The sequence below is a fragment of the Terribacillus aidingensis genome, assembly GCF_040703035.1.
Lineage (GTDB): Bacteria > Bacillota > Bacilli > Bacillales > Amphibacillaceae > Terribacillus.
On record NZ_CP159996.1, the window covers coordinates 2,787,005 to 2,810,628 of the forward strand.

Here is a 23,624-nt window from a genome sequence, read left to right on the forward strand (position 1 = left end):
AAACCTATGAATCTAGTTTTTTTCCACAAAAAAAGAACTATGCCTGAGCACAGTTCTTTTATTCTTGTATCCAAGCAAACACCATACGGTCCTTACCATTGATATCCTCTCGTACTTCCACTTCTGCGGATGGGAACTCCTCCACTAGCAAATCACGGACAGCCTGTCCTTGCTGCCAGCCTATTTCAAAGGCAGCAATAGCCGGAAAAGCGAGGATATCTGGTAATCCGGTAATGATTTCCTTGTAAGCCGCAAGTCCGTTATCATCGGCGAACAAAGCGAGACTTGGATCAAAGTTTTTCACCGTGTCGCTCATATGTTCTTTGTCCGCTTCATCAATATATGGCGGATTGGAAACAAGCACATTCACTTTTTTTCCAAGCTGACGGAGCGGTTCCAGGTAACTTCCTTGCTTTAGAGTGATAGATGCCCCTAATGTGCGGCTATTGCTCTGGGCAATGAGCAAAGCTCGCTCGGATATATCCGTTGCTATTACTTCAGCCGCAGGAAAAGCAAGCTTCAAGGAAGTTGCTATAATGCCGCTGCCAGTACCGATATCGGCAATCGTCAAATCCTGTCCGGTCAGCTGCTGTTGAATCATTTTTTCTAAACCAAGGACAAGCTCTTCCGTTTCCGGTCTTGGAATGAGCACATCCCGATTCACATAATAGCGTCGGCCAAGAAACTCTTCTTCTCCTGTCAAATGCTGGAGTGGTATTCCTGTTTCTGCATGCTCTTGTATGTCTTTTCGGAAAGCAGCATAAAGCACAGGATCCACCGGTTCCCTCATATTCATCAGAAGCTCCGTTTTATTGATGCCAAGATGAAACAGAAGCAACAGTTCCGCTACTCGTTCTTCCCGCTGATGTGCTTGCAGGATTGCTATCGCCTCCTGCAAAGCCTGACTGATAGTCGGATACTGCTTATTCTCCGATTTGCTCAAGTTTCTTCGCCTGCTCTTCCATGATCAATGCATCGACTACTTCATGGAGCTTCCCTTCCAGAATCTGATCTAATTTCTGGATTGTAAGTCCGATTCGGTGATCTGTCACACGGTTTTGCGGGAAGTTGTATGTTCTGATACGCTCAGAACGATCCCCTGAACCGACAGCCGATTTCCGGGCATCATCGTACTCAGCCTGCGCTTCCTGCTGGAACTTATCATAAATGCGGGCACGCAGGATTTTCATTGCTTTTTCTTTATTCTTGATCTGGGATTTCTCATCCTGCATGGAAACAACGATTCCTGTCGGCATATGCGTCAAACGGACCGCAGACATCGTCGTGTTTACACTTTGTCCTCCTGGACCGCTGGATGTGAATGTATCCACCCGGATATCTTTGTCCTGAATGTCTACTTCCACTTCTTCCGCTTCCGGCATAACTACTACAGTCGCTGTCGATGTATGGATACGACCGCCAGATTCTGTTTCAGGAACACGCTGCACACGGTGGGCGCCATTTTCAAACTTCAGATTGGAATAGGCATTGGCACCATTAATCATGAAAATGATCTCCTTATAGCCGCCAACTCCAGTCGAATTCGCTTCCATCAATTCCGTCTTCCAGCCTTGTGCTTCCGCATATCTGCTGTACATACGATATAGATCACCGGCAAACAATGCTGCTTCATCTCCGCCAGCTGCTCCGCGGATTTCCATGATAACGTTTTTGTCATCATTTGGATCTTTCGGCAGCATCAGAATGCGCATCTGCTCTTCCAATTCAGGAAGTCGCGGTGACAACTCTGAGATCTCCGCTTTGGCCATATCGATGATTTCCGGATCTTTCTCCTCGGCAAGCATGGTCTTAGCATCTTCTACTTGTGCGCTGATATCTTTGTATTCGCGATAAGCTTGCACAACATCTGTCAGCCCTGCTTGTTCTTTGGAAAACTCACGTAATTTATTCGTATCACTGATCACATCGGGATCACTTAGTAATTCATTCAGTTTCTCATAACGGTCTTCTAGTGCTTGTAAACGATCTAGCATAGCGACACCTCTTTCCTTGCTTTATTATAGCTTCTCCCAACAAACCTATCAATTCATGCTAAGCTTTTGGCGAATCTGTTCAGCCGCTCTCTTTTGGGCCTCTATGATCATGTCACAAAACTGATCGAATTCTGGATCTGGCCGCTGCCAATCCGGATGATTATTGAAATTTTCAATTGCTTCCCTGACTCCTTGGTCGAAGCGCTTTGTAGCTGTGAATGACGGTACGAGCCGTTTTATTTTACTAGTATCGAAAACAGCACATTCCGCCTTATCTCCAAGCAGCGATCCTTCCAGATCAGGTCTGCACATAACGAGGAAGTCTGTCGACACATGAACTTTATTTACACGCTTTCCTAAAGCATCTCCGATTATGTCGTAGATGCTGTTCCACGTCAGGACTTCATCAGAAGTGATGTGCACCGTCTCTCCAATTGCAGCTTGATTTCCCATCAACCCGACAAACCCTTTGGCGAAATCGGTATTGTGAGTCAAAGTCCAAAGCGAGGTCCCATCACCATGAATGAGAACAGGCTTGCCTTGCTTGATCCTCTCTACTACTTGCCAGCTGCCATTAGCGCCATAAAAAGCCACAGGAATCTTCTTATCTCCATATGTATGGCTCGGACGGACAATTGTTATAGGCAGTCCATTTTCCCGATATGCCTTTTGCAGCACTTCTTCTGCGTCTATTTTAGCCCGTGAATAGCTCCAGTAGGGATTCACGAGTGGTGTGCTCTCCGTTGTCTTATAGTGACGGGGCGGTTTTTGGTATGCAGATGCGGAGCTGACAAAGATGAATTGTTTTGTCTTATCTGCAAAAAGACGAATATCACGTTCAACGTCCGATGCTGAAAAAGCTATGAAATCTGCTACAACATCAAACTGCATATCCTGTAGTTTCGCTGCAACTGCTGCTTCATCTGTAATATCAGCTATGATACTATGACAGCCCTCTGGTACAGGCTTCGAGCCGCGATTAAGCAAATATAGCTCCCATCCTTGTTTTACAGCCAAATCGGTTACGCTTGAGCTGATTGTTCCGGTACCTCCGATAAATAACGCTTTCATTTCTGCCAGTCCCTTCATTCTTTAATGTAGTTTTTGTTCATTTCACAGGGGTGGATTGGTGTGGCATCTGCGGCAAACAGGATAATAAGAGTCATTGCCGCCAATCTGTATCTGATCTCCTGTATACACTGGCTTGCCATCGTCGACTCGCAGGTTCATGGTTGCTTTTCGTTCACAGAACCAGCAGATTGTTTTCATCTCTTCGATTTTATCCGCATAAATGAGCATATAACGGCTTCCTTCGAACAGCTCATTTTGAAAATCATTCTTCAGTCCAAAGCCCATAACAGGAATGTTGAATGTATCAACGATGGCCGCCAACTGGAGCACATGCTCTTTGCTTAAAAATTGCACTTCATCAATTAGAACACAATGCGGTGTCGGTTCGTGTGATTTGACGATTTCCATGATGTCGGTTTCTTCGAAAATCGGAATTGCTTTTCGGCGTAATCCAATCCTGCTGGAAACATAGCCGACTTCATCTCTTGTATCAATGCCGGATGTGAAGATAAGAACCGATTTGTTTTGTTCCTCGTAATTATTGGCCACTTTCAGTATTTCAATTGATTTTCCGCTGTTCATTGCGCCATATTTGAAAAATAATTGTGCCATGTCATTTCTCCTTGTCAAATAAAAAAGATAGTGCCACATTACACTATCTTTATCCATACTATATCTATCCCACTTATGTATATCTGGATGGTCAGTGTACATGTAATGGCAAGCTTTAAAAAAGGGTTAGAAGCAGAAAAAACAGGCAAAGGGTGTTTGCCTGTTTTCTTCTTCATATCTTAAGCTATTAGCTCAAGTTGTATTTCTTCTTGAAACGATCTACGCGGCCGCCAGCTTTGTCAGCTTTTTGCTTACCAGTGTAGAACGGGTGAGAAGCTGAGCTGATTTCCACACGAATCAACGGGTAAGTGTTGCCATCTTCCCATTCGATTGTTTCGTCAGAACTCTGAGTAGAACCAGTCAAGAATTTGTAGTCAGAACTAGTATCTAGAAATACAACTTTGTTATATTTCGGATGGATTTGTTCTTTCATGCGTTAGCACTCCTTTTTGCCCTGAATCCCTTGGAAACAGAGTTTATTGTGAGAGACCGATAACACTGTCGTGAAAGCTCACATAACGTGATTATAACAGTCTGTCTAGCCCATTGCAAGAGGAAATCCATGTAATCAGACGCGCTTATTCGTGCCTTTTCGTTTCATGTCCTCTTCCATATTCACAAGGAATTCCTCATTGTTTTTAGATGCTTTCAAACGGCGCAAGAAACGCTCGGCGAAGTCATGAGAATCCTGCATTGTCTTACGAATTGCCCACATTTTATCCAATTGACCTTTCGGGACAAGCAATTCTTCTTTTCTTGTGCCGGAACGAACCATATCGATTGCCGGGAAGATGCGTCTTTCAGCAAGGGAACGATCCAAATGCAGCTCCATGTTACCTGTTCCTTTGAACTCTTCGTAAATGACATCATCCATGCGGGAGCCTGTGTCGACAAGCGCAGTAGCAAGAATCGTGAAGCTGCCGCCTTCCTCGATGTTACGAGCAGCACCGAAGAAACGTTTCGGACGGTGGAAAGCTGCTGGATCGATACCACCGGAAAGCGTACGTCCGCTTGGCGGGATAACCAAGTTATACGCCCGGGCAAGACGTGTAATGCTATCCATCAGTACGATAACGTCCTTTTTATGCTCAACTAAGCGCATCGCGCGTTCCAGTACCAGCTCGGAAACCTTGATATGGTTTTCCGGTACTTCATCGAAAGTGGAACTGACAACATCGACATCCGGGTGAACGGAACGTTCGATATCCGTCACTTCCTCGGGACGTTCATCTACTAGCAAAATAATAAGCTTGGCATCTGGATGATTTGTTGTGATGCTGTTGGCAATCTGTTTCAGCAGCATCGTTTTCCCAGCTTTTGGAGGGGCTACAATCAATCCACGCTGCCCAAAACCAACTGGCGTCATCAAATCGATGATACGTGTAGACACTTTACGAGTCTCCGTCTCCAGTTTCATCTGCTTATCTGGATATAAAGCTGTCAGTGCAGGGAAATGCACGCGCTCCTTCGCCACTTCCGGATCTTCATTGTTTACCGCATCTACATGCAGAAGTCCATAATAGCGTTCATTTTCTTTCGGTGGGCGAACCTTACCGGAAACTTTATCTCCATTCCGCAAATCAAAGCGTCTGATCTGCGACGCACTGATATAAATATCCTCTGCACTTGGAGCATAATTGATCGGCCTGAGGAATCCGAAGCCCTCGGATGGTATGATTTCCAGGATACCGTCCATGAAAAGGAAACCATCCTTTTCAGCCTGTGCTTTCAGAATGGCAAAAATTAATTCGCGTTTCGTTAGTTTCGCATAATACGAAACACGGTATTCGCGTGCCATCGTGTATAATTCTTTCAATGTCAATGTTTCTAGATGAGAAATAGATAGTTCAGCCACAAAATCACCACACCTATTGTATTTAAGGACTTGTCCTTATCTGTTTGGCTGTTTATTGTCATTTCCTTCGTTGGTGCTTCAAAACTGGTGGAATCTGATTCAAGCTATTGGCCGGCATTCATGACCGAAGAGGTTGCAAGGGATTCTTTTTGACCATGCATAGCACTTGGAAGAAAAGGAAGGATGGTAGTGTATAACTAGAATAGAAGATTATAACTATCATTTTTTACCACAATACAGCTTTTTTAAACTTGCTGCGTTTTTTAGCATAACTAATCATACATTTTCGTACTTGAATATTCAACTGTATTTTTCACGTGAAACGAAGGAATTTTTAAATATAAAAAGACTGGCTTACGCCAGTCTCTGCATGAAGAAGGTTAGATGACAAGATTCGATTTCTCTTGCAGGCGGTGCCCGCACAGATAAAGAATAAGCTATCAGTTAAAATTTCTTCAGCTCTTAACCTGCAGCCGGTCAAGAGTTCTGAAACTGCTCTACTTCCTGCTCGCTCATCTCTTCCCGCCAAATATTGGCACCTAGTGCGACCAGCTTCTCTGTTATACGCTCATAGCCGCGGTCAATATGTTCAACACCGGTGATTTCTGTCACACCATCCGCCATCAAGGCAGCAATGATAAGTGCTGCCCCTGCCCGAAGATCACTCGCTTTTACCTTAGCCCCTTCCAGCTTAACAGTACCAGTAACGATGGAGGCTCCTCCCTCTACCTTTACCTGGGCGTTCATCCGGCGCAGTTCATCAATGTGCTTAAAACGTGCCTGATAGATGGTGTCCGTAATGACACCAGTACCATGTGCTTTGGTCAAGAGAGCAGTAAAAGGCTGCTGCAGATCAGTCGGGAAGCCTGGATAAACCAGTGTCTTTACATCGACACTATTCAGTCTGGCTCCAGGCCTGACTGTCAGCTGTTCCTCCCCTTCTACAATCTCTACGCCCATCTCCCGCAGCTTGGCTAGCAAGGATTCCAGATGCTGCGGAATGACATTGTCAATAACTACTTCTTCCCCTTGGGAAGCAGCCAGGATTGTATACGTACCAGCCTCAATTCGATCAGGGATGATGGTATGACGGCAGCCGTGAAGATGATCGACACCTTCGATACGAATCACATCTGTTCCAGCACCTTTGATCTTTGCGCCCATACTCGTCAAAAGCGTCGCTACATCAATGATTTCTGGTTCCTTGGCTGCATTCTCAATTACTGTCTTCCCTTCAGCTCGCACCGCGGCAAGCATGATATTAATCGTAGCCCCAACACTTGGAACGTCCAAATAAATTCGCGCTCCACGCAGCACATCCGCTCGCAAGTAGATTGCACCTTGCTCATTCGTCACTTTAGCTCCTAACGCTTCAAAGCCCTTGATATGCTGATCAATAGGTCGAGGGCCAAGATAACAGCCGCCAGGCAGGCCGATGACTGCCTGCTTGAACCGTCCGAGCATCGCACCCATGAAATAATAGGAAGCCCGGAGTTTCTTCACTTTTCCGTTCGGAAGAGGCATGGACGTCATTGCGGAAGGATCAATCGTAATTGTTTGACCGGTTTTAGATACTTTGCCGCCAATTTCTTCAAGCAAATGACTCAGCGTCTCAACATCTGATATCTCGGGCAGCCCTTCTATCGAAACGGAAGATTCAGCCAGTATCGCAGCTGGCAGCAATGCTACTGCGCTGTTTTTCGCTCCGCTTATCTTCACTTTTCCTTTAAGAAGGTTTCCGCCCTCTACTAGTATTTTCTGCATAAGGAACTCCTCACATTTAGGATAACAGCAACGTTAGTTTCCTCTATTTTACCATAATTATACTATATACGACTGTTCCAGTCTGCAAGAAATCGTTGGATACCTGCATCTGTCAACGGATGCTCTACTAATTTCCGCAGGATATCAAAAGGAACGGTCGCGATATGCGCTCCATGCTGAGCGGCTTCTGTTATTTGAATCGGATGCCGGATGGAGGCTGCAATGATTTTCGTCTGGATCATATGCCGATCGAAAATCTCCGCAATCGTACCAATCAAGTCCATCCCATTATGCCCGATATCATCCAGTCTTCCGATAAATGGCGAGACATATGTAGCCCCAGCACGTGCCGCAAGCAATGCTTGGTTCACGTTAAAGATAAGTGTCACATTCGTCTTGATATTCAACTCGGATAAAACCTTAACTGCCTTCATTCCTTCGAGGGTCATTGGAATACTCACGGTAATATTAGGGGCAACTTTAGCAAGCTCCTTGCCTTCTTCCACCATTTCATCTGCTTGTTCGGAAACAATCTCCGCACTGACAGAGCCAGACACCTCTTCCGTTATCTGCCGTAGCCTATCGTGAAATGATATACCTTCTTTGGCCACCAGCGTCGGATTCGTTGTCACCCCGGATAGTACACCAAGTGCATTAGCTAGCTTAATTTCTTCCAAGTTCGCAGTATCCACAAAGAACTTCATTTGTTCCACTCCTTAAGTAATTCCGAAGTAGTTTATGCAGGACTCCCTCATATGGCAAAGGATTAAATGAGCATACGGTAAATTTCTTCGGTTTCGGCGCTGTATGCAGGAGGTACATACTCCTGTAACTCCACTCTACAGGTTAAGTTACCGATTTTCCCATTCCTAAACCTTATGAGCTTTCTAAATCGACCCGTCGAAGATTCTGAGAACGAAGGAGATTATGCTTTCGCCCTCACTTTATTCCCTTGTTTCTGAACGGTTTTTTCTTTTCGTTTAAATAAAAAAAAGAAAACCAACCATATTGGTCAGTTTTCTTTTTTGTTTTGATATGCTTACGCTTTGCCTGAAGAGCCGAATTCGCGCATTTTGCCGATTACTGTTTCTTTGATAGCTTCGCGAGCTGGTCCTAGGTATTTACGAGGATCGTATTCATTTGGTTTTTCTGCCAATACTTCACGAACGCGTTTAGCAGAAGAGATTTGGTTTTCTGTGTTCACGTTGATTTTAGAAGTACCAAGCGTGATTGCTTTTTGGATATCTTTTGTCGGGATACCAGTACCGCCGTGCAATACCAATGGAAGACTTGTTGTATTGAAGATCTCTTCCATACGGTCAAAACCAAGGTTTGGTTCGCCTTTGTAAGGGCCGTGTACGGAACCAAGCGCAGGTGCGAAGCAGTCAACGCCAGTTTCCTCCACTAGTTGTTTACATTCAGAAGGAATCGCATACGCTGCGTCTGCATCATCTACGATAAGATCGTCTTCTTGTCCACCGATGCGGCCAAGTTCTGCTTCTACAGATACGCCGTGGAAGTGTGCAAGCTCAACTACCTTCTTCGTAAGTGCGATGTTTTCTTCCAAAGGATGGTGGGAACCATCGATCATTACGGAAGTGAAGCCAGCGTGGATCGCTTTCGCACATGTTTCAAAACTGGAACCGTGGTCAAGGTGAATTGCTACTGGGACAGTGATGTTATAGTCTTCCATAAGACCTTTAACCATCAATACTACTGTCTTGAAGCCACCCATATATTTCGCTGCACCTTCGGATACACCAAGGATGACAGGAGAGCTTTCTTCCTGTGCTGCTTGCAGGATTGCTTGTGTGAACTCAAGGTTGTTGATGTTAAACTGTCCTACAGCATAGTGATTGTCTTTTGCTACATCTAGCATTTCTTTCATTGATACTAAAGGCATAACAAAAATCCTCCTTCAAATTTGCACGACGGTCGGCAACTATCTATGTGAAGTCGTGTATTTATCGCTTCCATACATAAGAATACCAACTCACCCGCCATGGTGCAACATTTCCCGCACTTTTATACCAGATTCGACCCTTGTTTTAATACTTGATTCACCATTTTTCGCACATTAAGTATGTCGAAAGGCTTAGCAAGCACACAAATTAGAAAGTCATAATTCTGCAGGAAAGTTTCTGCTTCCTCCGCCAATCCGCTCATCATGATTGTCGGGATAGACAGACCCTGTTCCTTCAGCCTGTCCAGTACCGCTGGTCCATCCAGCACCGGCAGCTTATAATCAATCAGCAGTAAATCCGGCTTCTGTCTTTTTATCTGATCAAGAGCATTTGCTCCCGTGCCGACGGAAATCACTTCATGTCCTTCTTCCCGGATGACTTCCTCCAGCAATATTCTGATACCTGGCTGGTCATCCACGATCAACACGCGCTTATTCATCCGCATCTCCCCCTAGAAAACGAAGCAAGCAGCTGCTCGCTTCGACATAATGTTCACTGCTGTGACCCAATTACACCTTTTTCTAGTAAAAAGCTCCAAATTCCTGCTTATCCACTCAAAATATTGTATACGGTCGTATCAATCAGCCTTCTTTATGCTGTAAAGATGCTCCGACAAATCCGTGGAACAAGGCATGCGGACGGTTCGGACGGCTCTTGAATTCCGGATGATATTGAGAAGCGATGAACCAAGGATGATCCTTGATTTCAATAGTTTCAATCAGGCGTCCATCTGGGCTTGTACCGGAGAAGACAAAGCCTTTTTCCTCCATTTGTACACGATACTGGTTATTGAACTCGAAGCGATGGCGGTGACGCTCATAGATAACATCTTCATTGCCATAAGCTTCTTTTGTTTTCGTGCCTTCCTGCAGACGGCAAGGATATACGCCTAAACGCAATGTACCGCCAAGATCGGAAATGTCCTTCTGTTCAGGCAGCAAGTCGATAACTGGATGCGGAGTAAGCGGATCGATCTCACTGGAATGTGCACCCTCAAGATGCAAAACATTACGTGCGAACTCGATAGTTGCCAGCTGCATGCCAAGACAAATGCCAAGGAACGGAATTTTTCTTGTGCGGGCATAGTGGATTGCTTCAATCTTACCTTGAATACCGCGATCACCGAATCCTCCAGGTACAAGGATACCATCTGCATTGCCGAGCAATTCCTCTGCATTATCAGCTGTTACATCCTCGGAATTGATCCATTTCACTTCGATATCTGTGTCATAAGGGTAGCCTGCATGCTTCAAAGATTCCACAACAGAAATGTACGCATCCTGCAGCTCCACATATTTACCTACCAATGCAATTCGGACAGTTTTCTTAAGATTTGTTACATGCGCTGCCATCGCGGACCATTCTGTCATATCAGCTGGCGGACACTCCAATTTGAAGTGATCACATACAAACTGATCCAGGTTTTGACGCTGCAAGGCAAGCGGTACATCGTAAAGTGTATCTGCATCAATACATTCAACAACTGCATTGACTTCCAAATCACAGGAAGATGCGATTTTTTCTTTCATATCCTGGCTGATAGCCATTTCAGAACGAAGAACGATTGCATCCGGCTGGATACCAAGCGAGCGAAGTTCTTTAACGCTATGCTGTGTAGGTTTTGTTTTTAATTCTCCAGCTGCCTTGATGAAAGGCACAAGCGTACAATGCAGATACATCACATTGTCACGTCCGATATCGGATTTGATTTGACGGATTGCTTCCAAGAACGGCAACGACTCGATGTCCCCTACGGTTCCACCGATTTCCGTGATGACAACATCTGCGTTCGTTTGTTTACCGGCACGGAATACTTTGTCTTTGATTTCATTCGTGATATGCGGGATAACTTGGACAGTACCGCCAAGATAATCACCACGGCGTTCTTTTTTCAACACAGTGGAATAAATCTTTCCTGTTGTCACATTGGAGTATTTATTCAAGTCGATGTCGATGAAACGCTCATAGTGCCCAAGATCCAAATCCGTTTCTGCTCCATCTTCCGTGACGAAGACTTCTCCATGCTGATATGGACTCATTGTTCCTGGGTCCACGTTGATATATGGATCAAATTTCTGGATCGTCACCTGCAAACCTCTATTTTTCAACAAACGGCCAAGTGATGCCGCTGTGATGCCTTTCCCTAGAGAAGATACTACTCCTCCTGTAACAAAGATATACTTTGTCAACGCAATCCCTCTTTTCTAGCATTTATTTATAGAATACCCATGTCCTTAAAAAAAGTTTAAGAAAAAATAAAAAGCGCTCCCTTTGTTAAGGGAACGCGTCTTCGGACAATTAAAGAGCCCACATAAAATATTACTGATTCTCTAGTGTAAAGTCAATAACATTCAGCGAATATATTCGCTTAGCGGTCTTCCTCATCGTCGTCTTCGTCACCAGTCAGCTGTATGTCTTCTCCGACGATTTCACGAGTTTCTTCGTCTGTATCATCGCTTTGATAATCGCCTTCGTAATCATCTTCGGCTACGTCATCATCAGCTAGATCATCATCTTCTTCATCATCGCCGTAATCTTCATCAAAGCCTTCTTCGTCCAAAGTGAAGTCTTCTTCAAGATCATCCAGATCCTCATCTTCATCCGCAGTACGTTTCTTTCTTTTCTTCGTTGGTTCGACTGTAACGTCTTCGTCGAATTGATCTACTGAATACCAGCTTTTCAATCCCCAAAGATTGGATCCTGCTGTCATGAAACGGCCATCTACGTTCAAGTCCGTATAGAACTGAAGCAAGTATTCTTCACGCTGATCGGAGCTCAATTGTTTGATGTCAGCTACTTTATTGAATAAATCTTTATAATCGGTTGCTTTGTTTTCTTCCTCAAGAATCAGATTCGTCAATTCCACGAGGGAAAAATCAGCAAGCTCTTCTTGGCTGTATTCTTTCAAACCCACTGTCACAGCACTCCCTTTGTCAATAAGTTGGTTATGTTCACGTCTACCGTTTTAGAACCATACCTTACATTATATTGCCAGGCCTATCAAAATGCAATATTTCTTCAGATCAGCGGCGTTTTTTAACTTGTTTGACGTTTTTAGACAGCTGCTTGAACTGCTTCCTCTGTTCCAGCTGAGCTTTGGCAGAGGACTTTCTATCAAGATACTGAAGCTCCCGCTGCAGCTTGAAGTAGCTGTTGAGCCGTTCTTGCTCTATCTCACCAGTCTGTACTGCCTCCTGCACACGACAGCCAGGTTCGTTCTTATGTGTGCAATCACGGAAACGGCACACCTCACCAAATCGCTCGATATCGGAAAATGCTGCTGACACGCCAGTCTGCTGCTGATCCCATAGCTGCAGCTCACGCATACCAGGTGTATCGATGATCATCCCGCCGCCGGGCAGCTGTACAAGCTCACGATGCGTAGTAGTATGTTTGCCTTTTCCATCATCTTCCCGGATCTCCCCTGCCAGCTGTACTTCTTTTCCATACAGCATGTTGACGAGAGTGGACTTCCCTGCACCTGAGGATCCGAGGAAAGCCGCAGTGATTCCTGCTGTAAGCTGTCTTCTAATCGCATCGACACCTCTTCTGTCAACTGCGCTTGTGACATAAATGTCAACCCCCGGAGCTATTGCTTCGACTTCGCTCAATCTTTCTTCTGTATCCTGGCACAGATCACCCTTACTTAAAATGATAACTGGTAATGCACCGCTATCATAAGCAGCCAATAAATAGCGTTCCAGTCTGCGAAGATTATAATCCTGATTCAATGCCATTACCAAGTATACATAATCGACATTCGCAGCAACGATTTGTTCCCTAGTTACCGTTCCTGCTTCTTTCCGTGAAAACTTGCTTTTTCTTGGCAGCAAGACGTGTATCGTAGCTTTCCCTTCTTCATGCCGGGCATCTACCAGTACCCAATCCCCGACTGCTGGGAAATCGCCATTTTGCCGAAACTTCCCTGACGGTGTTGCCAGCATCTCTCCTCGGTCATCCAGCACTCTGTACATATGTTTATGCTCAAGCACGATACGTGCAGGCGTCCAAGCCTTATCATATGCTTGCTTTGCTGCTTCCAATTGGTCATTCCATCCTAATAAATTCCATGCTCTGTTCATGTTTTCCTCCTAGTGGGACCTTTTTTGGCCATAATAAAAAGGACTGTTTGCACAGCCCTCCCACTAGAAGTTTAAATAGCAGAAATATCCGCTATTCCAGACAAGCAGAAGGGATGTGCATAGTGACGGACGGCTTTTGAGTCATCGCAAATGTCAACATAATCATCATCCCTTTCTGCGTCCGGCTTTACCGTTCGCTTTGATTTGTTTTTATGATACATGATATTGGCTATATTTGTAAAGCCTATTATTACCTTAGGAAAGGAGATCGGTATATGTATGTCTTCTTCCTCCTGCTCGCTCTCCTGTTCCTCCTAATAGTTCTGGTATGGGTGGACTTGTCGCTTGGCAGGAAGTACAGCAAAAGAAAAGCAGTCAATCGGTTGGTCGGCGATAAACATGCCTTTGTTTCCACGTTCGATGATGGAGTCAGTTTCTTCGAGGCACTGATCCGTGACATAAAAGCTGCACAGCAGTCTGTTGATATTCAATTCTTTCTTGTGAAATGGGACGAACCTACACAACAGCTGACAGAATTACTGCAAAAACGCGCACAGGAAGGAATCAAAATCCGTTTCTTACTGGACAGAATCGGAGGCTACCGCTTGCCCCGGAAAGAACGACAGCGTCTGCGCCAATCTGGTGTAATGCTCCGATTTGCTAATACACCACGCTTTCCTTATCTTCTGTATAACCTGAACTTCCGTAATCACAGGAAAGTCACCATCATCGATCAGCGAAGTGTCTATATAGGTGGATTCAATATCGGCAAGGAGTACTTGAGCAAGGAGCCCCGGTTCGGTTACTGGCGTGATTGTGTTGTGAAGCTCGAAGGCGAAGCGGTCTACACATTTGTACAGCTATTTGCTTCCGATTGGGGTGATCCATTTCACGTACTGCCTAAGCAAGCTCCTGCACTCGATGGCGCCCAAATAGAAGTAGTAATTACAGAAGCTGATGGCTATGAAGACTGGCTGCTTCATCAGATTCATCAAGCAAAGGAATATCTTTACATTGGAACACCCTATTGTTCACCGACCAGACGCGTAGAAGCTGCCCTCAAGCGAGCTTCAGATAGGGGTGTCGATGTAAGATTAATGCTTCCGTCCAAGGTGGATCATTATGTTGTCAATCAAGTGTCCTTCCATTTTGCAAGGCGTCTGCTGCAGCATGGCATACGAATCAATTTATATTATAATGGCTTCTATCACGCGAAAATCCTGCTCAGCGATGGCGTATGGTGCGCTGTCGGTTCCGCCAATCTTGATGGTCGGAGTCTGTTGATTAACAAGGAGCTTACTGTGACCATTAGGGAAAACGACCTCTTTTACGCACAGCTGCTTGCTCTTTGGAAAAAAGATGAACAATCCAGTATTCCAGCAACCATCAAGACGATTCAAAAACGTCCTTGGATCGCTAAGGTTACCGGCATTCTGTTTAGGCCATTACGGAATTACCTATAAAAAAAAGCCCGCCAGCATTGCTGCCGACAGGCTTTTTTTTATTTTTTACATTTTTTCTGGTGCTTCCACACTGATTAGTCGCAATGCATTTTTGATTGTGATGCGAACTGCTTTCATCAACGCAATCCGAGCTTTTGTCAGCTCTTGATTATCCGGGTTCAATACCTTCTCCGCATTATAGAAGCTGTGGAGTGCAGAAGCCAGATCAAAGGCATATTGCGTTATACGGTGCGGCGTACGTTTTTCAGCTGCATCTGTCACTACTTGAGGGAATTCCCCAAGACGTTTTAGAAGATCCAATTCTTTCTCAGCAGTCAGAAGACTCGCATCGTAGGCTCCTTCTGTCTGGAATCCTTTATCAGCAGCCTGCGCGAGCATCGTGCTGATCCGGGCATATGCGTACTGTACGTAGAAAACAGGGTTTTCATTGGATTGGGATTTTGCCAAATCCATGTCGAAGTCGAGATGAGAATCACTGGAACGCATGACGAAGAAGTAACGCATCGCATCGATACCGACTTCCTCCATCAATTCACGCAGTGTAACTGCTTTTCCAGTACGTTTACTCATTTTAACCTTTTCGCCATTTTCGAACAGGTTTACCATCTGGATAATCGTAACTTCCAGTGTATCAGCGTCATAGCCAAGTGCTTGGATAGCAGCGCGCATACGCGGGATGTAGCCATGGTGATCGGCTCCCCATACGTTGATCAGTTTCGAGAATCCGCGATCAAGTTTTGTTTTATGATAGGCGATATCCGGAGTAAGGTACGTATAGCTGCCATCCTGTTTGATGAGTACACGGTCCTTGTCATCACCGAAATCTGTCGAACGGAACCAGACAGCGCCGTCTTCTTCAAAGACATAGTCCGTTTCACGAAGTGTTGCCAATGCCGTATCGATTTTTCCGTCTTGGTAAAGAGAAGTTTCTGAGTACCACACATCAAATGGAACACGGAAATCAGCAAGATCCTTCTCGAGCTTTTTCAGCTCATAAGTCAAACCATACTGACGGAAGAAAGCAAGGCGCTCCTCTTCCGGTTTAGACGCATAGCTATCTCCATGCTTTTCGGCAAGCTCTTTCCCAATTCCGATGATATCCTTACCGTGATAGCCATCTTCCGGCATCTCAGCATCTTGTCCAAGCGCTTGCAAATAACGTGCCTGTACACTGCGTGCAAGATTATCGATCTGATTACCAGCATCATTTATATAATATTCGCGTCCAACCTCATAGCCTGCTGCATCGAGGATGTTGCAAAGAGAATCGCCTACTGCCGCACCACGGGCATGTCCAAGGTGCAAGTCACCTGTCGGGTTCGCCGAAACAAACTCAACTTGGACTTTTTCTCCTTTACCTGCGTTCGTGCGTCCGAAATCATCGCCAGCTTCCAAAATAGTAGATACTAGTTCGCCAAGATAGCTGTTACGCATGAAAAAGTTAATAAATCCTGGCCCGGCGATTTCGATCTTTTCAACAGGTGCCTGGTCGTAATCGAAGTTCTTCTGCAGATCCTCTGCGATGGCGCGTGGTGCTTTCTTCGCAACACGAGCAAGCTGCATTGCAATATTCGTTGCATAGTCGCCATGCGCTTTATCCTTCGGCTGCTCTAAAATGACAGCAGGAATTGTCTCTTTATCAGCCAAACCAGCCTTCAAAACAGCTTCCTGAATCGCCGTTTTCAATTTTTGTTCTGTTTGTTGTACGATATTCATCCGTTACTCTCCTCCTGCACACGCAACGTCAATGCATGTCTTCTAGACTGCACCTGATTCAAAGTTACTGTATAGCTTATTGTAAGTTCCGCCGGGCTTCCAGCTGCCAGCGGCGAGAACGTCATCGCGTGTGTGCTTGTTTCCATATGCATTGTACCATAAGGATGGCGGTATACGTTCTCTGTCGGCTGATTCTTTATGAAAACTTGCTTCATATCAAATCCGCCTGAGCGTTTGATGCTCACCTTATCAGTCGAGATGGTAATCATAGTTTTCGTTTCCCCGACTTCTTCGGATTCCTCTGTGAAATTGACGACTGTCAATCCCCCATTGGCGGAATAGGTACCAGCTGCCTTCAGAGTTGTATACTCCGTATCATCTTCCTCCGTTATTGCCGTATCCATCTCGATCCATACCGGAATTTTCGTTTGACGCATGCAGCTCTCCCCTTTCAGTAAGAAAAACGCTTCTCACGGAAGCGCCTCTCCATTTTTATTTCAATAGATCTTGTACGAACTTCGGCAGTACAAAAGCAGCTTGATGCAGCTCTGGTGTATAGTATTTCGTTTCGATAGGCTGGAACCGTTCTGCTTTCACTTCTTTTGGATGATGCACCTTGCTGCCCATCGTGAACGTCCACAGACCACTTGGATAAGTAGGGATATTCGCCGTATACAGCTCTGTAACCTGGAAGATTTCTTTCACATCTTTGTACACCTGTGAAATCAGGTCTGCTTTGAACCATGGATTATCTGTCTGCGCAACAAACAAGCCATCCTCTTTGAGTGCTTTAGCAATCCCGGCATAAAAGCCTTTCGTGAATAGGTTGACTGCTGGTCCTACTGGTTCTGTCGAGTCGACCATAATGACATCATAGGCATTCTCACTTTCAGCAATGTGCATGAAACCGTCACCGACGCGCACATCTGCACGCGGATCATCCATTTTACCTGCGATGGAAGGCAAGAACTTCTTGGAATACTCGATAACTTTGCCATCGATATCAACAAGCGTCGCTTTTTTCACTTTGTCATGCTTGAGTACTTCACGGATAACACCGCCATCTCCTCCGCCAACAATCAGCACGTTCTCCGGATTCGGGTGCGTGAACAATGGTACATGGGCAACCATCTCGTGATAGACAAACTCATCCCGCTCTGTAGTCATGACCATGCCATCCAATGTCAGCATATTGCCCCATTCTTCCGTCTCCAGCATGTCCAATTTCTGAAAATCAGTCTGCTCACTGTGGAGGGAACGCTTCACTTTTGCTGTGATACCGAAGCTGTCTGTCTGTTTTTCTGTATACCAAAGTTCCATTAGCTGTCAAAACTCCTCTATGTGTAAAATCCTTTAACATCTCGCAACTAGTGTTAGTCATTTTTATAGCTTTAAACAATCAAATTATAGAGAAATTCCGAAAAAAAGCAACCCTTTCCAACGTTTATTATCCTACTGGATGACGATACTGTTTTTGACACCATGAAGGAAGCAGGCGATAGATTTGATTCGGATTCCGATAGCCAGTTGGCAGAGGTGGCTCCGGCCCAAAAGGCTGGCAGCTGTCATTCTTGGAAGCATGATAACTGCCATCGGCGGACTGCTCCTCATTTGTTATCTGATGGGCCCTCCGGCGATGACAAATAAATGGAGTACAACATTCTATGCGAACGACAGCACAATCCTCGGTGAACAGTATGGCAACACACAGAAACGCTGGATCGCCTTGGACGAAGTTTCTCCGCATTTGATTCATGCGACTATCTTGGCAGAAGACAAAAATTTCTACAAACATCATGGTTTTGCCTGGAAACGTATATTTGCTGCCGCCATGCAAGACATCAAGGCTGGCGCCAAGGTTGAAGGAGCCAGTACCATTACCCAGCAATATGCCAAAAACCTTTACTTAACGAATGATAAGACATGGACTCGAAAATTCAAAGAAGCAATATACAGTATCCGCTTAGAAATGTTTTACTCGAAGGATGAAATATTGGAAGGCTATCTTAATACGATTTATTACGGGCATGGGATGTATGGTATCCAAGCAGCGAGCGATTACTATATGGATAAAGATCCCGGCAGTTTAACAGCTGCTGAAGCCGCACTGCTTGCCGGCATACCAAAGGGGCCATCCTACTATTCCCCATTTCAAAATAAAGAGCTTGCTGATGAAAGGCAGGAATATATTTACGGACTGCTGCAGGATGCAGGTTATATCACAGAACCCGAATCACTTCCCGCTGTGTCGCTGTCGACAGAACAGGAACGGGAAACAATTAGACGTGCCGGTTATTTTCAGGACTATATTACAGATGAATTAGCCGAGGTTCTGGGGATGGATAAGGATGAGGCTGTAGCTTCTGGATATCATGTCTATACAACGATGGATTCTGACCATCAGCTTAAACTCGAGACGCAAATAGCTGATACGATTCCGGCTGATACAGAACTGCAGACAGGAGCCATTGCAATGGACCCAGATTCTGGTGCAATTACAGCTATGGTCGGCGGAACTGATTACAAGTTGAGCACATATAACAGAGCTACTACTAGTAAACGTATGCCGGGCTCCTCGTTTAAGCCTTTTGTCTATTACACTGCCTTGAAAAATGGTTTTACACCAATGACACAGTTAAGAAGCGAAGAAACGACCTTTGAGCTGCCAGATGGCGGCGAATATGCTCCTGGTAATTTTCACGGCTATTATGCAAATGAGGAAATCACGATGGCAGAAGCTATCGCGATGTCGGATAATATTTATGCGGTGAAAACGAATTTAATGGTTGGCGCGGAGAAAGTCGCTGCGGATGCCAAGAAGCTTGGAATAACAAGTAATTTACAGGCGGTCCCGTCCCTAGCCCTCGGAACTTCGCCGGTATCTGTTGAAGAAATGGGCGTTGCCTACAGCCGGATAGCCAACGGTGGTAAACAGATAGAGAGCTATACGATTGAAAAAATCGTCGATCGCAACGGGAAGACTATTTATACTCATAAACCGCAGAAAACCAAAAGCAAGCTGGATAAAAAAAGACTGTTCGTGCTCACGGATCTCATGACAGGTATGTTCGATGATTCGCTTAGCAGCTATATGCGCGTCACAGGAGCATCAATCAAGGATCAGCTGAGCCGGCCATACGCAGGCAAATCTGGAACGACAACGACGGATAGCTGGATGGTCGGATTCAGCCCTGACTTAGTGACAGCGGTCTGGACCGGCTATGATGACAACCGCTCCATGGAGAAAGTAAAGGAATTGGCCTACAGCAAGGAAATTTGGGCAGGCTTTATGGAAGCAGCCCATCAGGGCGAACCAATCAAAGCATTCCGCCCTCCTGCAGGCGTACGCGGCGTATTTGTTGATCCTGATTCCGGCTTCCTTTCTACGTCGTATTGTGAAAAGCGCCGATTCACTTACTTTGTACGAGGGACGGAGCCAAAGCTATACTGCCGGCCTGATTTGGATGAGTTTCCTCTCCGGCAAGATCAGAAAGAACCGATGAATAGACGGAAACGCTGGTTCGATTGGCTATTTTAATAGGAAAAGCCGCTGTCCTCCTTGAGGACAGCGGCTTTCATTTATTGCAATTGATTTTCTAAATCCTTCGGTGACCTGCTCCAGAATTCCGGCTTGTATTCCTTAAGGAAATCCAGCAGCAATCCCTTCGATAGCTCATCCATATGCTCGAGCACGTACTTCCCTTTCATGGATTGCTCCATATGCTTCACATGCTCCGGCATTGATTTATAGGCGATACGATTCGGTCGATCGACGAGGATCTCGCTGGCAGCAGCTCCAAAATAATAAGGGCCATCCCCGCCATTTTGCACGGTTACCCAGACAATCCAATACAGCTTCCCGTCTTGTACCTTATCCTTCTCATGCTGGAAACGTACGCGTCTTTCCACTTGACTGCGGGCGTGCATCGCCGCCATGTCCACGTACGCTGTTTTCTCGTGTGGATCAACGATGACCGGACTCATATTTTCCAGACTGATGGAACCGACCCCATATCCCCCGTGACCATCTGTAGAATCATCCTTCATGATCGTGAAAGCATTATTTTTCTTCTTTTCCACGTATACCGCTCCCTCGACTTTTGCTTCTATAGTAGCATGTGTCGGATTATTACTTCAATTCAATTGTTTTATCATGGAAGCGGAAAGCATTGGTTGAGACGACAGTTGATGCGGCAGCTTGGGTCAGAATTGTTTTCGATATCTTTTCTTTCTTTGGAAGATTAATCCCGAGTCTCCTTAACTCAACCCCTTTCAATCCGTCCACCATCAGTTGAACACAGCCAATCAATAGCAGGTATGCCAGTAAGATACTGATTGTATAAAAACCCTGCCCCGTCATTAGCATATAGCGGAGAAAGGAAATCTGAGAAGACCATTCACTAGTGGCTGGAGAACCAGAGAAGCCCTCTTCCCCAGGCACCGTACCACCGAAATACAACTGAAACACACCTAAATGGATGAATAGGACTATTACTTGAAGTGTTTGCTGGCCGAAAAGGATATAACATCTAATTTTGATCTGCGGCCACACATGTTTTCTTAAAAGCTGCAAGCGGCTCGCTCCAAGGACAACTCCGCTTGTTACGTATGCACTTGATAGGGATTGATGTATTTCCTTTCCTAACAGTATGGTAGTTAGCGGTAATACTAACAGGAACAGAATCACTATTTGCCATATGATCTTCTCTGGAAATGACAGTATCGAGTCCGGCGCAATAATTGGCGTTAAAAGCATTATCGCTAACAAAGACTGCGGCACATAATGTAATCCATCTGCCAGTTGGTCCAGGAACTTCCGGATCCTTGCTGGCATTAGCAGGACGCAGGGAATAGCAAGTAAGAACCCACCTCCGATCCGCAATGCAGCGACCAGCAAAGTGAATCCGATTGTATACTTAGCACCTGCCAACAGCACATCATCCAAATGCCTCCCCAGTCGATCCGTTCCCAGCCAATAGTCTTCTCCCGGTCCAAACGGCGCTTTTTGTACCATATTACCCGCATTATCATATTGATAGTGATCCACATTGATAACCGGATCCGCTGCTAGCGAATATATACAGCTGCTGATAAACAGCAAGGCAATCAACGCGAAACCCACGATGAACTTTTTATTTCTATAGATCTTTTGATTATGTGAAACTCTAGCGAATGGTATGCGGTTTCCATTGCTCCTTGTTCCAAACAGCGGTGCCGCCTTCCATGCAGGTGCGGAGGAAATTCCTGACTTTCGTCCGAAGATCATTTCTGCAATGGAATAGATGAAATAGAATGGCACAAAGAATGCTGCTAGGATAAAGAAAAAAATGATACTCTGTACTGGTTGCAGCAGCATCTCTTTCAAGATACTTGTAATACCGTACAGATTCATTAAATATTCAATCGCTGGCAGTGCTGAGAGCGTAGCCCAAGTAATGACTTTTGTATGCAGGAAAGCAGATGGCAGGATATTCGGTAAGACATGACGGAATAGAATAGCCTCCTATCCCCTTACTTTTCGCTAATAGTACATAGTCCTTTTGCTGCTCCTCTTCCAGCGTAGACAGTACGATACGGTAGAAGGTTACAAAAGGCAGAATCGCTAATATCAGAATCGGCAGAACATAGATTTCTTCTTGTCCTACAGAGCTGAAACGGAATAGTAAAAAACCGAATTGTTTATAAAAGAAAACAACAAATAATTGGATACCGAAAGCTAATATGACATCCGGGATGGATTCAAGCAGATAACCCAGCCGCTTAAATGGGAAGACGACTTTGTTTGGCAGCAGACAAGAAACGACTGCAAACAGCAACCCTCCAATAAATCCAGTCAACAATGCTCCAAACAGGATTGCCATGGAGTACGACATCGCAGGAGCAAGATAATCGAATAATGGATAAACCCGTCCATAACCTTGATCATATACCCAACGGGAAGGGTCTAGTATTTGCTCAACTAAAACAGCAACCGCACGGAAATAGCCCGATGAATCCGGCATGAATAGTGATGGGACACAGCTTATCATTACAAGTCCAACCAAACCAACAAACAGATAACCTACAAAAGAGACAGCTCGCATTCATCCCACTCTTCTTCCTCATGATATTTAGTGCCTTTTCAAAATTCCATTATATTATAATTTTCTGTTAATTATATACAAAAATGTAAGATTACTAAACAGGAATGTGCAAAATGGACAAATATTCGGCAGAAAGTACACAATTCAATAAGCCCTTCTGCATGTAAGCCATCTAAATAAGGATCAACACCACAGTAGGATTATGGCAAGTTCGAATCGGGAAAAGTACTCACGCAGCAACAATTGAAAGGGGAATTTTATGTATTTTTGGCTTAGCTTGATTTTCGCAGCGGGGTTTGCACTTATTCATTACTGTTCTAAATATATGAGTTTTCTAAAGGAAACACCTCGGAGCAAGTTCCTGTCGGTTTCTGCGGGAATTGCTGTCGCTTATGTATTTGTGCATCTTCTCCCTGAGTTGAATACTTATCAGGAACAATTGGAAGCTGAACTTGGAGATAGTGTATGGCGCTATGCAGAACATCATATTTATATTGTTGCTTTGATTGGTTTGGTACTTTTCTATGGATTGGAAAGAATGGTGACAGTATCGAAACATACAGATAGACTCAAAGATCCCGAAGCGGCCGGATCAGGTATTTTCTGGCTGCATATCAGTTCTTTCTTTTTATATAACGCTATTATAGGCTACTTGCTGGTACGGGAAGAGTATGAGTCTCCCCTCGGGATGTTGTTTTACTTTCTTGCTTTAGGTGTCCACTTCATTACCAATGACCGGAGCCTGCGGAGTGACCACAAGCGTATTTATGATAGATATGGAAGAATACTTCTCACTGGAGCAATTCTAATAGGATGGTTGATCGGTATTTTAACCGAATTGAACGAAGCTGCAATCTCGATCCTCAATGCCTTTATTGCAGGCGGTATCGTATTGAATGTACTGAAAGAAGAGCTTCCTGAGGAACGGGAAAGCAGTATCGGAAGCTTTCTGATTGGTGCAGTCGGTTATACCATATTGTTATTACTGGTTTAAGTAAAAGAGCGAAGGATCATGCGGAT

Annotated in this window: 23 protein-coding genes; 3 read left to right on the forward strand and 20 right to left on the reverse strand. The window is 44.9% G+C overall.

Going from position 1 to position 23,624, the window contains the following annotated elements:
- Window positions 1-58: 58 nt before the first annotated feature.
- From prmC to rsgA, 13 genes are all read right to left on the reverse strand, one after another.
- Window positions 59-943, reverse strand: a complete 885-nt coding sequence (gene prmC, locus ABXS78_RS14545; protein WP_366247803.1) for a peptide chain release factor N(5)-glutamine methyltransferase — start codon at window positions 941-943, stop codon at window positions 59-61.
- A complete protein-coding gene (prfA, locus tag ABXS78_RS14550; protein WP_366247804.1) occupies window positions 924-1,994 on the reverse strand; it encodes a peptide chain release factor 1 in 1,071 nt (356 codons plus the stop codon). Before prfA ends, prmC begins: the two co-directional genes overlap by 20 nt.
- Window positions 1,995-2,042: 48 nt before the next feature.
- A complete protein-coding gene (locus ABXS78_RS14555; RefSeq protein ID WP_366247805.1) occupies window positions 2,043-3,065 on the reverse strand; it encodes an SDR family oxidoreductase in 1,023 nt (340 codons plus the stop codon).
- Between the two features lie 42 nt (window positions 3,066-3,107).
- Window positions 3,108-3,677, reverse strand: a complete 570-nt coding sequence (locus tag ABXS78_RS14560; protein ID WP_095220949.1) for a thymidine kinase — start codon at window positions 3,675-3,677, stop codon at window positions 3,108-3,110.
- A 187-nt stretch (window positions 3,678-3,864) separates the two neighbouring features.
- On the reverse strand, window positions 3,865-4,110 hold the full coding sequence (locus ABXS78_RS14565; RefSeq protein WP_038564035.1) for a type B 50S ribosomal protein L31: 246 nt from the start codon (window positions 4,108-4,110) through the stop codon (window positions 3,865-3,867).
- 135 nt (window positions 4,111-4,245) lie between these two features.
- Window positions 4,246-5,532, reverse strand: coding sequence for a transcription termination factor Rho (gene rho, locus ABXS78_RS14570; protein WP_095220950.1), 1,287 nt, complete (start codon window positions 5,530-5,532; stop codon window positions 4,246-4,248).
- Between the two features lie 477 nt (window positions 5,533-6,009).
- Window positions 6,010-7,296 carry a UDP-N-acetylglucosamine 1-carboxyvinyltransferase gene (locus tag ABXS78_RS14575; RefSeq protein WP_095220951.1) on the reverse strand — a complete coding sequence of 429 codons (1,287 nt, stop codon included), beginning with the start codon at window positions 7,294-7,296 and terminating at the stop codon, window positions 6,010-6,012.
- A 62-nt stretch (window positions 7,297-7,358) separates the two neighbouring features.
- Window positions 7,359-8,000: a fructose-6-phosphate aldolase gene (gene fsa, locus ABXS78_RS14580; protein ID WP_366247806.1), complete on the reverse strand. Its 642-nt coding sequence runs from the start codon at window positions 7,998-8,000 to the stop codon at window positions 7,359-7,361.
- 335 nt (window positions 8,001-8,335) lie between these two features.
- Window positions 8,336-9,199, reverse strand: a complete 864-nt coding sequence (locus ABXS78_RS14585; protein ID WP_095220953.1) for a class II fructose-bisphosphate aldolase — start codon at window positions 9,197-9,199, stop codon at window positions 8,336-8,338.
- A 122-nt stretch (window positions 9,200-9,321) separates the two neighbouring features.
- Window positions 9,322-9,699, reverse strand: a complete 378-nt coding sequence (locus ABXS78_RS14590; RefSeq protein ID WP_176465610.1) for a response regulator — start codon at window positions 9,697-9,699, stop codon at window positions 9,322-9,324.
- Between the two features lie 142 nt (window positions 9,700-9,841).
- Window positions 9,842-11,449 (reverse strand): CTP synthase, encoded by a 1,608-nt coding sequence (locus ABXS78_RS14595; protein ID WP_366247807.1) that lies wholly within the window; start codon window positions 11,447-11,449, stop codon window positions 9,842-9,844.
- Between the two features lie 179 nt (window positions 11,450-11,628).
- The gene (rpoE, locus tag ABXS78_RS14600; RefSeq protein WP_366247808.1) at window positions 11,629-12,174 is read right to left on the reverse strand and encodes a DNA-directed RNA polymerase subunit delta; all 546 of its coding nucleotides are present in this window, start codon (window positions 12,172-12,174) and stop codon (window positions 11,629-11,631) included.
- 109 nt (window positions 12,175-12,283) lie between these two features.
- Window positions 12,284-13,342, reverse strand: a complete 1,059-nt coding sequence (gene rsgA / locus ABXS78_RS14605; RefSeq protein WP_366247809.1) for a ribosome small subunit-dependent GTPase A — start codon at window positions 13,340-13,342, stop codon at window positions 12,284-12,286.
- Window positions 13,343-13,617: 275 nt separating this feature from the next.
- Here rsgA and ABXS78_RS14610 point away from each other — a divergent pair, with 275 nt between their 5' ends.
- Window positions 13,618-14,805 carry a phospholipase D-like domain-containing protein gene (locus ABXS78_RS14610; RefSeq protein WP_366247810.1) on the forward strand — a complete coding sequence of 396 codons (1,188 nt, stop codon included), beginning with the start codon at window positions 13,618-13,620 and terminating at the stop codon, window positions 14,803-14,805.
- A gap of 45 nt (window positions 14,806-14,850) precedes the next feature.
- Here the strand turns inward: ABXS78_RS14610 and argS are convergent, their stop codons facing one another.
- The 4 genes from argS to ABXS78_RS14630 all read right to left on the reverse strand — a co-directional run bounded on the left by argS (window position 14,851) and on the right by ABXS78_RS14630 (window position 18,114).
- A complete protein-coding gene (gene argS / locus ABXS78_RS14615) occupies window positions 14,851-16,521 on the reverse strand; it encodes an arginine--tRNA ligase (RefSeq protein WP_366247811.1) in 1,671 nt (556 codons plus the stop codon).
- The gene (locus ABXS78_RS14620; protein WP_366247812.1) at window positions 16,518-16,958 is read right to left on the reverse strand and encodes a DUF1934 domain-containing protein; all 441 of its coding nucleotides are present in this window, start codon (window positions 16,956-16,958) and stop codon (window positions 16,518-16,520) included. The genes argS and ABXS78_RS14620 overlap by 4 nt, the downstream gene beginning before the upstream one ends.
- Before the next feature lie 55 nt (window positions 16,959-17,013).
- Window positions 17,014-17,841, reverse strand: coding sequence for a polyamine aminopropyltransferase (gene speE, locus ABXS78_RS14625; RefSeq protein ID WP_095220968.1), 828 nt, complete (start codon window positions 17,839-17,841; stop codon window positions 17,014-17,016).
- Window positions 17,842-17,973: 132 nt separating this feature from the next.
- Window positions 17,974-18,114 (reverse strand): hypothetical protein, encoded by a 141-nt coding sequence (locus tag ABXS78_RS14630; RefSeq protein WP_366247813.1) that lies wholly within the window; start codon window positions 18,112-18,114, stop codon window positions 17,974-17,976.
- Window positions 18,115-18,157: 43 nt separating this feature from the next.
- Here ABXS78_RS14630 and ABXS78_RS14635 point away from each other — a divergent pair, with 43 nt between their 5' ends.
- Window positions 18,158-20,059 (forward strand): PBP1A family penicillin-binding protein, encoded by a 1,902-nt coding sequence (locus ABXS78_RS14635; RefSeq protein WP_366247814.1) that lies wholly within the window; start codon window positions 18,158-18,160, stop codon window positions 20,057-20,059.
- A gap of 41 nt (window positions 20,060-20,100) precedes the next feature.
- On the opposite strand, the gene ABXS78_RS14640 is transcribed toward ABXS78_RS14635, so the two are convergent.
- From ABXS78_RS14640 to ABXS78_RS14650, 3 genes are read right to left on the reverse strand one after another with little or no spacing between them, the layout of a single operon-like run.
- On the reverse strand, window positions 20,101-20,601 hold the full coding sequence (locus ABXS78_RS14640; RefSeq protein ID WP_366247815.1) for a YwhD family protein: 501 nt from the start codon (window positions 20,599-20,601) through the stop codon (window positions 20,101-20,103).
- A gap of 49 nt (window positions 20,602-20,650) precedes the next feature.
- Entirely contained in the window at window positions 20,651-21,913 is a 1,263-nt protein-coding gene (locus ABXS78_RS14645; RefSeq protein WP_366247816.1) for an ABC transporter permease subunit, read from the reverse strand.
- A gap of 7 nt (window positions 21,914-21,920) precedes the next feature.
- A complete protein-coding gene (locus ABXS78_RS14650) occupies window positions 21,921-22,604 on the reverse strand; it encodes a hypothetical protein (protein ID WP_366247817.1) in 684 nt (227 codons plus the stop codon).
- Window positions 22,605-22,863: 259 nt separating this feature from the next.
- Here ABXS78_RS14650 and ABXS78_RS14655 point away from each other — a divergent pair, with 259 nt between their 5' ends.
- Window positions 22,864-23,598 (forward strand): hypothetical protein, encoded by a 735-nt coding sequence (locus ABXS78_RS14655; RefSeq protein ID WP_366247818.1) that lies wholly within the window; start codon window positions 22,864-22,866, stop codon window positions 23,596-23,598.
- The last annotated feature ends 26 nt before the right edge of the window (window positions 23,599-23,624 follow it).

What these genes read in the sequence shown, in the direction of transcription:
- prfA (WP_366247804.1), bottom strand. Translation starts at nt 1,994, where the DNA reads ATGCTAGATCGTTTACAAGCACTAGAAGACCGTTATGAGAAACTGAAT.
- ABXS78_RS14555 (WP_366247805.1), bottom strand. Translation starts at nt 3,065, where the DNA reads ATGAAAGCGTTATTTATCGGAGGTACCGGAACAATCAGCTCAAGCGTA.
- ABXS78_RS14560 (WP_095220949.1), bottom strand. Translation starts at nt 3,677, where the DNA reads ATGGCACAATTATTTTTCAAATATGGCGCAATGAACAGCGGAAAATCA.
- ABXS78_RS14565 (WP_038564035.1), bottom strand. Translation starts at nt 4,110, where the DNA reads ATGAAAGAACAAATCCATCCGAAATATAACAAAGTTGTATTTCTAGAT.
- ABXS78_RS14575 (WP_095220951.1), bottom strand. Translation starts at nt 7,296, where the DNA reads ATGCAGAAAATACTAGTAGAGGGCGGAAACCTTCTTAAAGGAAAAGTG.
- fsa (WP_366247806.1), bottom strand. Translation starts at nt 8,000, where the DNA reads ATGAAGTTCTTTGTGGATACTGCGAACTTGGAAGAAATTAAGCTAGCT.
- ABXS78_RS14585 (WP_095220953.1), bottom strand. Translation starts at nt 9,199, where the DNA reads ATGCCTTTAGTATCAATGAAAGAAATGCTAGATGTAGCAAAAGACAAT.
- ABXS78_RS14590 (WP_176465610.1), bottom strand. Translation starts at nt 9,699, where the DNA reads ATGAATAAGCGCGTGTTGATCGTGGATGACCAGCCAGGTATCAGAATA.
- rsgA (WP_366247809.1), bottom strand. Translation starts at nt 13,342, where the DNA reads ATGAACAGAGCATGGAATTTATTAGGATGGAATGACCAATTGGAAGCA.
- ABXS78_RS14610 (WP_366247810.1), top strand. Translation starts at nt 13,618, where the DNA reads ATGTATGTCTTCTTCCTCCTGCTCGCTCTCCTGTTCCTCCTAATAGTT.
- argS (WP_366247811.1), bottom strand. Translation starts at nt 16,521, where the DNA reads ATGAATATCGTACAACAAACAGAACAAAAATTGAAAACGGCGATTCAG.
- ABXS78_RS14620 (WP_366247812.1), bottom strand. Translation starts at nt 16,958, where the DNA reads ATGCGTCAAACGAAAATTCCGGTATGGATCGAGATGGATACGGCAATA.
- speE (WP_095220968.1), bottom strand. Translation starts at nt 17,841, where the DNA reads ATGGAACTTTGGTATACAGAAAAACAGACAGACAGCTTCGGTATCACA.
- ABXS78_RS14630 (WP_366247813.1), bottom strand. Translation starts at nt 18,114, where the DNA reads ATGGCAGTTATCATGCTTCCAAGAATGACAGCTGCCAGCCTTTTGGGC.
- ABXS78_RS14635 (WP_366247814.1), top strand. Translation starts at nt 18,158, where the DNA reads ATGACAAATAAATGGAGTACAACATTCTATGCGAACGACAGCACAATC.
- ABXS78_RS14645 (WP_366247816.1), bottom strand. Translation starts at nt 21,913, where the DNA reads ATGAATCTGTACGGTATTACAAGTATCTTGAAAGAGATGCTGCTGCAA.
- ABXS78_RS14650 (WP_366247817.1), bottom strand. Translation starts at nt 22,604, where the DNA reads ATGCGAGCTGTCTCTTTTGTAGGTTATCTGTTTGTTGGTTTGGTTGGA.
- ABXS78_RS14655 (WP_366247818.1), top strand. Translation starts at nt 22,864, where the DNA reads ATGTATTTTTGGCTTAGCTTGATTTTCGCAGCGGGGTTTGCACTTATT.